The sequence below is a fragment of the Salinicola salarius genome (genome assembly GCF_003206135.1).
GTDB classification, from domain to species: domain Bacteria; phylum Pseudomonadota; class Gammaproteobacteria; order Pseudomonadales; family Halomonadaceae; genus Salinicola; species Salinicola salarius.
Genome location: NZ_PZJT01000012.1, coordinates 1 through 12,033 on the forward strand (window position 1 = coordinate 1; position 12,033 = coordinate 12,033).

Here is a 12,033-nt window from a genome sequence, read left to right on the forward strand (position 1 = left end):
GTCGGCCATGGCGTACCAGGCGACCACCTCCTCGAAGGGGAAGCCGCGGAAATAGAACTGCACCGGGGTCCAGCCGACGTCGGCGAAGCGGCCGTTGATATGACCGATGGTCTGCTCGATCTGGGTCTGCAGCTCGTTGTAGATGGTCATTTCCCGGGCGGCAGGCACGCAGATGCTGACCAGCGTCACCTTGCCGCGTAGTTCGGGGTTCTCGTCGAGCAGAAGCTCGTAGGCCTGGAGTTTCTCGAGGATGCCCTTGGTGTAATCGAGTCGTTCCACCGACAGGATCAGCTTGACCTTGCTGAACTCTTCTCGCAGCTCGGCCATGCGCGAGCTGGCGCCTTCCTGATTCAATGAATTCTTGATCCGATCGATATCCAGCCCGACCGGATGCGCGCCCAGGCGGACGACGCGGGAGCCGGTATCTACGGCCGTGGTCATGGTCTCGAGGCCGACGGCGCAGCCGTAGGTCAGAAACCGCGGCGCGCAGCTCTGTCGGGACAGCGTGCTCAGCGGCACGACACCGCGGGCGACATCGACGAAGTTCTCGACCTGGCGCGGGATATGGAAGGCGACATAGTCGCACTGCAGCAGGCTGCCGATGATCTCGCGGCGCCACGGCAGCACGTTGAAGACATCCGCCGAAGGAAAGTAGGTGTGATGGAAGAAGGCGATGCGCAGGTCGGGACGCATCTCGCGCAGATAGGCCGGCACCATCCACAGGTTGTAGTCGTGAATCCAGATCAGCGCGCCCTCGGCGGCCTCTTCTGCAGTGCGTTCGGCGAAGGCGCGGTTGACCTCGCAATAGACTTCCCAGTCATCCTCGCGGAAATGCGCGCGTTCCCAGAACGTGTGCAACGTCGGCCAGAACGCCTCCTTGGAGAAGCGCTTGTAGAAGGTATCGACCTGTACCTTGGTCAGCGGCACGCGGGCGGCGGTCAGCAGTGGGTACTGTTTGGCGTCGACACTGGTGTGGGTCACGAAATCCTCGGCATCGTCCTCCTCGTGGATCGACCAGGCGATCCACGAGCCCCGCTGATTGGCGAAGAAGCTCAGCAGCGTCGGGATGATGCCGTTGGGAGAGGTCGGGCGGCGACGCTGGATCTTGCCGTCGACCCGGTACTCTTCGTAAGGCAGCCGGTGATAGACCATCACCAGTTCGGCCTTGCCGGTCTGCGTCTCGTCGCGACGATTCTCCGCCGCCATGCCGTGAGCCCCGAGGAAACCGAAGTGGGCGAACGCTTCGATGATGCCGGCACAGCCCGCTTTTTCGGCGTGCATGACGCGGGTCTGATTCTGTGTCTGCTCGAGCAGGGGCGGTTCCGACCCGCCGACGCAGACCGACTTGAAGCCGGCGGTAAGCATGGCGAGATCGTTCATGGTATCGCCGGCGACCAGTACATCCTCGCTGTCGATCTCCAGCCATTCGACCAGTTTCTGCAGACTGCTGCCCTTGTTGACGCCTTTGGGCAGGAAATCCAGATAGCGCCCGGCCGAGTAGAGCATCTCGCAGCCCAGTTCCGCTGCCAGCCCGGCCAGCGCTTCGTCCCTGGCGCGCTCGGGTGGGCAGTAATAGGAGCAGCGGCGCAGCTGTGGCTCGTCCTGGCGCACCACGTCCGGGAAGCGTTGCATGGCGCTGGCGACACGTGATTCGCCCGGCCAGCGGGTTTCGATTTCGTTCTGCAGTGGCTGGATCGGCTGCAGGCTGTCACCGAAGTAGAGGCTGGCGCCCACGTCGGCGACGATATAGTCCGGTTGCGGTAGCGTGGGGTCGGACAACAGCGGCAGAATCGCCTCCAGGCTGCGGCCGCTGATATAGGCCAGCTTGATGTCCGGATGCGCGGCGATGGTCTGATAGAGACTCAGGCGGGCTTCGGCGTCACCGCCGAGAAAGGTGCCGTCGAGATCGGTTGCAAGTAGCATGTTTTCCTCCTGCCCGGCCTTCGGTGCCGGGGCGATTTTCCCTGCGCGAGCGGTTCGTGCGTTCGTCGAATGACTTGGCATAGGGTCTGTCGCCGTTCCGGCGCGACCGTGCATGAAACGGCAACAGACCCTGGATTCAGGATCAGGCCTTGCCGGCCATCTCGACGATTCGCTGGCGTTCGTGCTCTTCGTAGAAGCTGGGGTCGGCGAACAGATCCTTCTGAATGTCGTCGTACATCATTTCCAGGGCCTGGCTACTGGTCGGTGTCATCGGTTCGAAGTGGGCCGTGTCGCCGCTGACCAGAACCGAAACACGGCGGCGGCGATAAATGGCGTAGCCTGCGAGAAGAACCATGATCGCGGCGATGTAGAGCGGTAACCCCTGGTCGCCGATGTTGTGCATGATCACCCCGGCCAGGATCGGAGCGACGGCGCTACCGGCACCCTGAACGACCAGCATATCAGCTGAGCCGGCCACGATTTCGTCGGGATGCAACTGATCGATCAACTGGGCGACAGCAATCGGATAGATCGAGAACGACAAGCCGCCCCAGATGAAATATAGCCCGAGCAGCGTTATCTGATTGGGCGCGAACGGCATGGCAGCGGCAGCGATCGCGGCGAGCATCACGACATAGGTCATGACGCGGGGACGATCGTGAGTATCGGAGAACCGGCCGATGGGGATCTGCAGCAGGGCGCCACCGACGATGGCGCAGCTCATCACCACGCCGACACCGGCGACATCGAACCCGACACTGCGGGCGTAGACCGGCGTCAGCGTCCAGAACGCGCCCATGGCAAGCCCTGACATCGCCGAGGCAGCAACGGCCAGCGGGGCGAACCCCAGCAGTGCCTTGAGACTGCTCTTGGGTCGGGCGGGGATGACGGGCTGGCTGCGCTTGGTGATCGTGATCGGCAACAGCGCCCAACTGATCAGGATCGACGCGAGCGCGAACAGCAGGAAGCCATCGGGGCTATCCAGGCGCAGGATCTGCTGGGCGATGGCCAGCGCGCCCAGGTTGACCACCATGTAGATGGCAAACACTCGGCCACGCTGATGGCTGGCAGCCTGGCTGTTGAGCCAGCTTTCGATCACCGTCATCAAGGTGATGAAGGAAAGGCCATAGATCACTCGGAGGCCCAGCCACACCCAGGGATTGATGAATATCAGGTGAAGCAGCGCAGCCGAGGCACAGAGCCCGGCACAGAATGCGAAGGTACGGATGTGGCCCATGCGTTTGATCAGCCGGCCGCTGATCCAGGTACCGCCAATGAAGCCGATGAAGTAACCAGACATGATGATGCCGATCAGGCTGGTCGAAAAGCCTTCGTCGGCGCCACGCAGTGTCAACAGGGTATTGATCAGACCGTTGCCGAGCAGCAGTAACGCTACGCTCCCCAGCAACGCGCGGATGGGTCGTAACAACGACCACATGGCTTTCTCCTTGCGGTTGCCCGAGTCATTCCATGCAGTAAGCGTGCCAGGGACGAGGGTGTTCGGGGAAATCGCATTTATTATAATACGATATTATCGAATTAAGATTATAGCCATGACCAATATTATTGGATGGCGTGCACCTGGATGGTGCGCTCTAGCTGACCCGATTCAGCTTAGCAGCCCGACGCCGTGCTGACCGCGACGAATCAAGGCACGCGACGTGTCCACGCCTCGCTGGCGAACTTGTCCTTCGCCAAGGTGTGTGCCGCATCCAGCTCGTCTTGCGTGAGCGATTCCGACATCAGTGTGAAACGGGCGGCGAACGAGTCGATCATGCGCTGAATGATCTCCTCTCGCTCGAGACCGGTCTGGCGCTTGAGCGGATCGACCCGCTTGCCGGCGCTGGCGGTGCCTTTGTCGGAAAGCTTTTCGCGGCCAATCCGCAGCACCCGGGTGAGCTTGTCGGCGTCGATATCGTAGGCCATGGTGACGTGGTGCAGCACCGCGCCGTTGATTCGCTTCTGGGCGGCACCGGCGATCTTGCCGCCCGGCGAGGTGATGTCGTTGATCGGCACGTACCAGGCATTGATACCTATGTCGCCCAGCGCCTGAATGACCCAGTCGTCGAGAAAGGCGTAGCTTTCGACGAAGGTGAGCCCTTGGACCAGCGTTTCCGGCACGATCAGCGACCAGGTGATCGTATTGCCGGGCTCGACGAACATGGCGCCGCCGCCGCTGATACGGCGAACGACCTCGATACCGGCGTCGCGCGCGGCATCGAGATCGACTTCGTTGGCCAGCGACTGGAACACGCCGATGATGATCGCGGCGCGATCCCACTCCCACACGCGCAGTGTCGGGCCGCGGCGTCCCGCCGCCACTTCGCGCGTCAGCACTTCGTCCAGGGCCATGTGAAGGAGCGGTGATTCCGGCTCGCGGTGAATCAGGCCGAACCGGTGATCCCGCCAATCCGAGGTTCGCGAGAGGGCACGACGGATCACGGTAGCGATGGCCGGCACGGACAGCCCGACCATTTCGGTCTGTGACGGAAGCGCGGATTGGATTCTGGCGATCAGGGTATTGGCATCGGCATCGATTGCCGCGCCCTCGAGGGCACCATCGATCGCCTCCAGCGCCTCATCGGGCTCGAGGAAGAAGTCGCCGGACAACTGCACCGAGGCCAACCGACCCTCTCGGACGGTGACGTCCGCCACCAGCAATTTACCGCCCGGTACCTTGTATTCACCATGAAGGATCGCTTCGCGATCATGATCCGACTGCACCATTCTGTCTCCTGGGCCAAGCTGTTCGATGTCGACAGTATAGCCACAAGGTATCTGGCGCCTGACGTGACCGGCGCTCGTTGTCAGAAAGGTGGAGGACTCACGTTGGACCCGGGTGACGGTTCGATGCCCGGGCAGGCGGATCGGCCGGCTTCCCGCCTGCCCCGAGCTGGATTCGACCAACCTGCGGCTTTATTTCCCGATGCAGAAGCTGCCGAAGATCTCCCCGAGCAGATCGTCGGCGGTGAATTCGCCGGTGATCTCGTTGAGGGACTGCTGGGCGTCGCGCAGGTCCTCGGCGAGCAGTTCGCCGGCGGCGGCACCTTCGAGCTGTGCGGTGCCGTTAGTCAGGGCCTGGGCGGCGCGTTCCAGTGCGTCGAGATGGCGGCGGCGGGCGGAGAAGCGCCCCTCCGTGGTGGCATCGAAGCCCATCACCGCCTTCAGATGGGATTTCAGGTTATCCACACCCGCGCCGGTTTCCGCCGATATCCGGATGACCGGAGGCGTTGTGGACAAGTCGAAGTCGCTGCCTTCGCCGCTCTGGTCGATCTTGTTGCGCACCAGGGTCAGCCGGCCGGGATCGGGCAAGCGTTCGACGAATTCCGGCCAGATCTCCACCGGGTCGAGCGACTCCGTCTCGCGACCGTCGACCAGCAGCAGCACGCGATCCGCCTTCTCGATCTCCGTCCAGGCGCGCTGAACGCCGATCCTTTCCACGGCATCCGGCGTGTCGCGCAGCCCGGCGGTATCGATCACGTGCAGCGGCATGCCGTCGAGATGGATGTGCTCGCGCAGCACGTCGCGGGTAGTGCCCTCGATCTCGGTGACGATGGCGCTGTCGCGCTCGGTCAGGCGGTTGAGCAGGCTGGACTTGCCGGCATTGGGACGACCGGCGATGACCACGCTCATGCCCTCGCGCATCAGCGAGCCCTGATTGGCGGCGGCGCGGACGGTCTCCAGCGTCTGCCTCAATGTCGCCAGCTTGGCGGCGACCACGCCGTCGGCGAGGAAATCGATCTCTTCCTCGGGGAAGTCGATCGCCGCCTCGACGTAAAGACGAAGTTCGATAAGCTCGCTGACCAGTTGTGAAACGCGCTGCGAGAATTCGCCCTGCAACGAGCGCAGGGCATTTTCCGCCGCGGCGCGGGAGCTGGCATCGATCAGATCGGCGATCGCCTCGGCCTGGGCCAGATCGAGCTTGTCGTTGAGGAAGGCGCGCTCGGAAAATTCGCCAGGCCGCGCCAGCCGCGCGCCCAGTTGCACGCAGCGTTCCAGCAGCATGTCCATCAGCACCGGGCCGCCGTGACCCTGAAGTTCCAGTACGTCCTCGCCGGTGAAGGAGTTGGGGCCGGGAAAGTAGAGCGCGATGCCTTCGTCGATGACGTTGGCGTCGCCATGAAACGGACCGTAGTGCGCGTAGCGAGGCGTCGGCTGATACCCGAGGATGGTCTCCGCCAAGGCTTTGGCCGACGGCCCCGAGACGCGGACGATACCGACGCCGCCGCGTCCGGGCGGCGTGGCCAGGGCGGCAATGGTGTCCTGTCGGTAGAGCGGCATGTTCATGGCAGTCTCCGGTCTGGGGATCGAGGGTGGCCATTGCCGTTCGGCAAGCCTGGCCGAGTATTGTCCGGGGGCAGGTATCAAAACGCCAGACCCCCGCCGGGGCGGGGGTCTGGAAGTGCGACGAACGTCAGCGTCAGCCTTTGGCTTTCACGGCCTTGCCGCCGCCGGCGTCTTCCTTCAACACCTTGTTGGTGATGAACCACTGCTGAAGGATCGAGATGCTGTTGTTCACGATCCAGTAGATCACCAGGCCAGCCGGGAACCACAGGAAGAAGAAGGTGAAGACGATCGGCAGCATCTTCATGATCTTCGCCTGCATCGGGTCCGGCGGGGTCGGGTTGAGGAATTGCTGAAGCAGCATGGTGCCGCCCATGATGATCGGCAGGATGAAGTACGGATCCTTGGCCGAGAGATCGTTGATCCACAGCATGAACGGCGCATGGCGCAGCTCGACCGACTCCATCAGCATCCAGTAGAGCGCGATGAACACCGGCATCTGAATGACCATCGGCAGGCAGCCGCCCAGAGGATTGATCTTCTCCTTCTGGTAGAACTTCATCATTTCCTGCGACATCTTCTGGCGATCGTCGCCGTACTGCTCCTTGAGCCGCTGCATCTCCGGGCCCATCTTGCGCATCCGCGCCATCGACTTGTAGGCCTTGGCGGCGAGCGGGAACAGCACGATCTTGACGCAGACGGTCAGCAGGACGATGGACCAGCCCCAGTTGCCGATCAGGCCATGGATCTTCTCGAGCAGCCAGAACAGCGGATTGGCCAGGAACCACAGCCAGCCGAAGTCGACGGTCAGCTCCAGATGAGGCGCCACGGCTTCGAGGCGATCCTGCACCTTCGGGCCTACGAACAGCGTCGCGGCGAGTGTCGCCTGCTGGCCGGGCTCGATGGTCTGGTTGGGGCCGGCGAAGGCGGCGACCGTGCGATCGCGATTGTCGACGCTGCCGTAGTAGAGGTTCTGCTGGTCGGCGTCCGGAACCCAGGCAGAGGTGAAGTAGTGCTGGATCATCGCGACCCAGCCGCCTTTCACGTCACGGTTCTGGAAGTTGCCACTGCGAATGTCTTCGAAGTCGACCTTGCTGTAATTCTCGTCCGGAGAGGAGAACGCCGCACCCAGGAAGGAGTGCATACCGACGCCGGAGCCGTTGGTGGGGTCTTCGCTCTGATCACGCGCCAACTGGCCGATGAAGCGTGCGGTGACCGGTTGCTGGCTTTCGTTGTCGATCAGATATTCGACCTTGATGGCGTAATCGTCGCGATTGATGACGAAGCGCTTGATGATGTCGACACCGTTGACGCTACCGTGCAGATCGACGTTGATCGAGTCCTGACCTTCACTGAGCTGGTAGCTGTTCTGATCGGCGGTGAACGGGATGCGACCCGAATGCCCCTCGATCTGCAACCCGGACTTGGCCACGTAGCTGCGCACGTTGTTGTCGCTGAGCAGAACGAAAGGCGTATTGGAATCGAGCGCCTGATCATGGCCGAACAGCGCGGCATAGACGATATCGCCGCCGTTGGGATTGATGCGCAGATCCAGCACGTCGCTCTGGACCTGAATCAGGTTGCTGCCTCGGGCCGGATCGGCGCCGGCGGGCATGTCATCCTGGATCGGCTTGGCATTGCCGTTGCTGTCCGTCGGTGCGGACAGGGCGCTGCCTTCACCATTGTCGCTGTTACCCGATGACGCTGCCATCTCCGGCGCCGGGTTGTTCACGACGTTCTGACCATAGTCTTGATTCCACTGCATGATCAGCAGATAGGCCAGCACGGCCAGCGGAATCACGAAAAGGAGTCGTTTCAAATCCATATAGAGGTCTGCCCGGTAAGGGAATGGGTCAGTGGGCGCCGGGCATCGGCAGTCGACCGGCAAAATTCGCCGGTACGCCCCGGCTTTCGGCGCGGGGGAGTCCGATCAGGATGACGAAGCGTCTTGTCGCGTCTGACGAGCGGACTTTTCCAGGCGCTTCCACATGCCATTGAGCTGGCGAGAGACGCTGGCGTTGTCCAACTCGTGTACCCCTCGCCGAGCGAGTATCACGATATCCACGGCCGGTAAACGATGCTGCTGATGGCGGATGGATTCGCGCACGAGGCGTTTGAGACGGTTGCGGTCGACGGCACGACGCACGTTCTTCTTGCTGAAGATCAACCCGATCCGCGGATGGCCCAACGCGTTGGGACGAGCCAACGCCAGCAATCCTTTACCATGGACCTTGTAAGGAGCGTGGTCGAAAACGTGCTTGTAGTCCCCGGCATTCAGCAGACGCAACTGCCGGGGAAAACGCTGATCGGACACTCGGCGTCCGATCAGGCGCTGAGACGCTTGCGGCCTTTGGCGCGGCGACGAGCAATGACCTGACGGCCGTTCTTGGTGGCCATACGGGCGCGAAAACCGTGGACGCGCTTACGCTTCAGAACGCTGGGCTGGAAGGTGCGTTTCATAGCTGCTAATTCCCAATTAGTTGATTTCTAAAGAAAACGGGTTGAAGCGGGGTGCCCGACACGTTTGCAGGAAGCGGGCTCACTCGACTCAAGAGCGGGAATTCTAGTGAATCCGCGGTGCCGGTGCAATTTTTCCGTGAATTATCCACACCCTGTTACGGGTCAAGCGCGGGCCCTGACGTGTCGGGTCGGATACTCGTGCCGCAACGGATCCGAACTGGGCGACCCCGCGATGATCGGCCTTGGAGGCGTACCGTGGATGACCGTTTCCGAAGTGGGCTTGTCGCTCATGTGGTTAACAACGGGGATAATGTTTGTGGATAAGCTGTTTTTTCCCCTTTATAACAAAGGCCTATGTGTTGATTCAGGTTGTGGGGAAGTTGCGCATTAGCGGTGGGCGGGATGGATGCCTTCGAAGATGAAGGCAAGCGCCTGCAACAGGTTATTCGCAGCTATCACCAGAAAATCCACAGATTTCGGCCTGAAGGACGGCAACTTATCCACAATTGCCTCGAATTTACCCTCGTGTGGATAACCTGGCAGGTCGACGCTACAATGTGCGCCCGTTTTTTCCATTCTCGTTTTCTCAACGTTCGGTGAGGTCGTGTGTCGGTCGCTCTCTGGCAACAATGTCTGAACTCGCTGCAGGATGAGTTGAGCTCTCAGCAATTCAATACCTGGATTCGTCCCCTGCAGGCAGAGGACGGCGAAGTGGACGAACTCTGTCTATTGGCGCCCAACCGTTTTGTCCGTGACTGGGTCAGCGACAAGTACCTGAAGCGAATCAACGAACTGTTGCGTGAGGTCGCGTCCAGCAACAAACCGCCCAAGGTGCGCTTGACGGTGGGAAGTCGCCGGGCAGCCGCGGTCTCTCCGCGAGATCTGGGTGCCCCCGTTTCCGCGCCCAGTCGGCCGCCGCAACGGCCATCCTCGCCCAGTGTGCAGACGGCGACGCGGTCTGACGAGGCGGCCGAGGAAAGACAGGTCGACCGCTCGCGGGAACGGGAAGAGAACGGCCGGCGCGGAGGGCAGCGTCAGGTCCAGGTCGAGGGCAGCCTCAAGCATGGCAGCGGGCTCAATCCCAATTTCACGTTCGAAACCTTCGTCGAAGGCAAGTCGAACCAGTTGGCCCGCGCCGCCTCGCGCCAGGTGTCCGAAAACCCTGGCGGTGCCTATAATCCGTTGTTTCTCTACGGTGGCGTGGGTCTGGGCAAGACCCACCTGATGCATGCGGTGGGCAATCATCTGGCAGGGCTGCGCGACAACGCCAAGATCGTCTATCTGCACTCCGAGCGCTTCGTCGCCGACATGGTCAAGGCGCTGCAGCTCAATGCCATCAATGATTTCAAGCGCTTCTACCGGAGCGTTGATGCCCTGCTGATCGACGATATCCAGTTCTTCGCCGGCAAGGAGCGTTCCCAGGAAGAGTTCTTCCATACGTTCAATGCCCTGCTGGAAGGCGGCCAGCAGATGATCCTGACCTCGGATCGCTATCCCAAGGAGATCAGCGGGGTCGAGGAGCGGCTGAAATCCCGCTTCGGCTGGGGCCTGACGGTGGCGATCGAGCCGCCGGAGCTCGAGACGCGCGTGGCGATCCTGATGAAGAAGGCGGATCAGGCCGAGGTCGATCTGCCCCATGATGCGGCTTTCTTCATCGCTCAGAAGATCCGGTCCAACGTGCGCGAGCTGGAAGGGGCGCTCAAGAAGGTGATCGCCGACTCCCACTTCATGGGCAAACCGATCACCCAGGATTTCATCCGCGAGTCGCTCAAGGATCTGCTGGCGCTGCAGGACAAGCAGGTCGGCATCGAGAACATCCAGCGCACGGTGGCGGAATACTACAAGATCAAGCTCGCCGATCTGCTCTCCAAGCGCCGGTCACGCTCGGTGGCGCGTCCGCGTCAGGTCGCCATGGCGCTGGCCAAGGAGCTGACCAATCATAGCCTGCCGGAAATCGGCGACGCCTTTGGTGGACGCGATCACACCACCGTATTGCACGCCTGCCGCAAGGTCGTGGCCCTGAAGGAAGAGAGCGCGGACATCCGCGAGGATTACAAGAATCTGCTGCGGCTGTTGACGAGTTGAGTCGGCATCCCGCCAACTTCCGCCACCACAGGGATTGCGGGTGGCGCCCGCCGAGGCAAGAATGGGGCGGCGCGGCCCGACGGCTCTCGCCGTCTATTCTCATGATCAGGATCGATCCACCGGTTACTGGATTCGACTTCAGGCTTATTGAACCAACAACGGAGCCCCAATGAAATTTTCCATCTCTCGCGAAGCCCTGCTGCGCCCGCTGACGCTGGTGGCCGGGGTGGTCGAGCGCCGCCAGACGCTGCCGGTGCTCTCCAACGTACTGATCGAAGTGCAGAACGATCAGCTGGCGCTGACCGGTACCGATCTCGAGGTGGAACTGATCGGCCGTGCGACGCCGGAGTTGGTCGACGAGCCCGGCTCGGTGACGGTGCCGGCGCGCAAGTTGATGGATATCTGCAAGTCGCTGCCGGATCAGTCCGCCATCAGCTTTTCGCTGGAAGACGGGCGCGTGGTGCTGCGTGCCGGACGCTCGCGCTTCACGCTCTCCACGCTGCCGGTGGCCGAGTTCCCCAACATCGAGGATGGCCAGAACGACACCACGCTGTCGCTGCCGCGCGGGACGCTGAAGTACTTGATCGACGCGACCTCGTTCGCGATGGCGCAGCAGGACGTGCGCTATTACCTCAACGGCATGCTGCTGGAGCTGGCGAATCACCTGGTGCGCACGGTGGCCACCGACGGGCACCGTCTGGCAGTCTGCGAACGCAGCGCCGATATCGAGATGGAAACCTCGCGCAAGCTGATCGTGCCGCGCAAGGGCGTGCTGGAACTGACCCGCCTGCTCGACGGCAGCGACGAGCCGGTCGAGCTGATGCTGGGCTCCAACCACATTCGCGCCAACACTGGCGAGTTCACGTTCACTTCCAAGCTGGTCGACGGCAAGTTCCCCGACTACGACCGGGTCATCCCCAAGGGCGGCGACAAGGTCTTCATCGCCGAACGCAGCGAGCTGCGCCAGAACCTCGCCCGTACCGCGATTCTTTCCAACGAGAAATATCGCGGTGTGCGCCTCCATCTCGAGGAGAACAACCTCAAGGTGATGGCCAACAACCCCGAGCAGGAAGAGGCCGAAGAGAACGTCAGCATCGAATACAGCGGCGACGCGCTGGAGATCGGCTTCAACGTCGGCTATCTGATCGACGTGCTCAACGTGCTGGATGCCGATCGCATGCAGATGACGCTCTCCGACGCCAACAGCTCGGCCTTGATGGAAGAGCCGGGTGGTGGGGATGCCCGTTACGTTGTCATGCCGATGCGCCTCTGATTAAGGGT

Annotated in this window: 9 protein-coding genes; 2 read left to right on the top strand and 7 right to left on the bottom strand. The window is 61.9% G+C overall.

Going from position 1 to position 12,033, the window contains the following annotated elements; all coding sequences use genetic code 11:
- The 7 genes from ggpS to rpmH form a co-directional block, all read right to left on the bottom strand.
- A partial coding sequence (ggpS, locus tag DOM32_RS12245) for a glucosylglycerol-phosphate synthase (protein ID WP_110634859.1) occupies nt 1–1,923 on the bottom strand: 1,923 nt, incomplete at its 3' end.
- 142 nt (nt 1,924–2,065) lie between these two features.
- Entirely contained in the window at nt 2,066–3,448 is a 1,383-nt protein-coding gene (locus DOM32_RS12250; protein WP_338095128.1) for an MFS transporter, read from the bottom strand.
- Between the two features lie 122 nt (nt 3,449–3,570).
- Entirely contained in the window at nt 3,571–4,650 is a 1,080-nt protein-coding gene (locus DOM32_RS12255; protein ID WP_110634865.1) for a lipoate-protein ligase LplAB, read from the bottom strand.
- A 189-nt stretch (nt 4,651–4,839) separates the two neighbouring features.
- Entirely contained in the window at nt 4,840–6,210 is a 1,371-nt protein-coding gene (mnmE, locus tag DOM32_RS12260; RefSeq protein WP_110634868.1) for a tRNA uridine-5-carboxymethylaminomethyl(34) synthesis GTPase MnmE, read from the bottom strand.
- Nucleotides 6,211–6,343: 133 nt separating this feature from the next.
- A complete protein-coding gene (yidC, locus tag DOM32_RS12265) occupies nt 6,344–8,032 on the bottom strand; it encodes a membrane protein insertase YidC (RefSeq protein WP_071232453.1) in 1,689 nt (562 codons plus the stop codon).
- Between the two features lie 105 nt (nt 8,033–8,137).
- The gene (gene rnpA / locus DOM32_RS12270; RefSeq protein WP_083387420.1) at nt 8,138–8,521 is read right to left on the bottom strand and encodes a ribonuclease P protein component; all 384 of its coding nucleotides are present in this window, start codon (nt 8,519–8,521) and stop codon (nt 8,138–8,140) included.
- A gap of 11 nt (nt 8,522–8,532) precedes the next feature.
- Nucleotides 8,533–8,667 (bottom strand): 50S ribosomal protein L34, encoded by a 135-nt coding sequence (gene rpmH, locus DOM32_RS12275; protein ID WP_019019264.1) that lies wholly within the window; start codon nt 8,665–8,667, stop codon nt 8,533–8,535.
- Nucleotides 8,668–9,273: 606 nt separating this feature from the next.
- On the opposite strand from rpmH, the gene dnaA reads away from it, so the two are divergent.
- Together dnaA and dnaN are read left to right on the top strand one after the other, a co-directional pair.
- Complete coding sequence (gene dnaA, locus DOM32_RS12285) at nt 9,274–10,752, top strand: chromosomal replication initiator protein DnaA (RefSeq protein WP_071232451.1); 1,479 nt, start codon at nt 9,274–9,276, stop codon at nt 10,750–10,752.
- A gap of 169 nt (nt 10,753–10,921) precedes the next feature.
- Nucleotides 10,922–12,025, top strand: coding sequence for a DNA polymerase III subunit beta (gene dnaN / locus DOM32_RS12290; protein ID WP_071232450.1), 1,104 nt, complete (start codon nt 10,922–10,924; stop codon nt 12,023–12,025).
- Nucleotides 12,026–12,033 lie beyond the last annotated feature (8 nt).

Coding starts and splice junctions, on each gene's coding strand:
- rpmH (WP_019019264.1), bottom strand. CDS start 8,667: ATGAAACGCACCTTCCAGCCCAGCGTTCTGAAGCGTAAGCGCGTCCAC.
- DOM32_RS12255 (WP_110634865.1), bottom strand. CDS start 4,650: ATGGTGCAGTCGGATCATGATCGCGAAGCGATCCTTCATGGTGAATAC.
- mnmE (WP_110634868.1), bottom strand. CDS start 6,210: ATGAACATGCCGCTCTACCGACAGGACACCATTGCCGCCCTGGCCACG.
- yidC (WP_071232453.1), bottom strand. CDS start 8,032: ATGGATTTGAAACGACTCCTTTTCGTGATTCCGCTGGCCGTGCTGGCC.
- dnaN (WP_071232450.1), top strand. CDS start 10,922: ATGAAATTTTCCATCTCTCGCGAAGCCCTGCTGCGCCCGCTGACGCTG.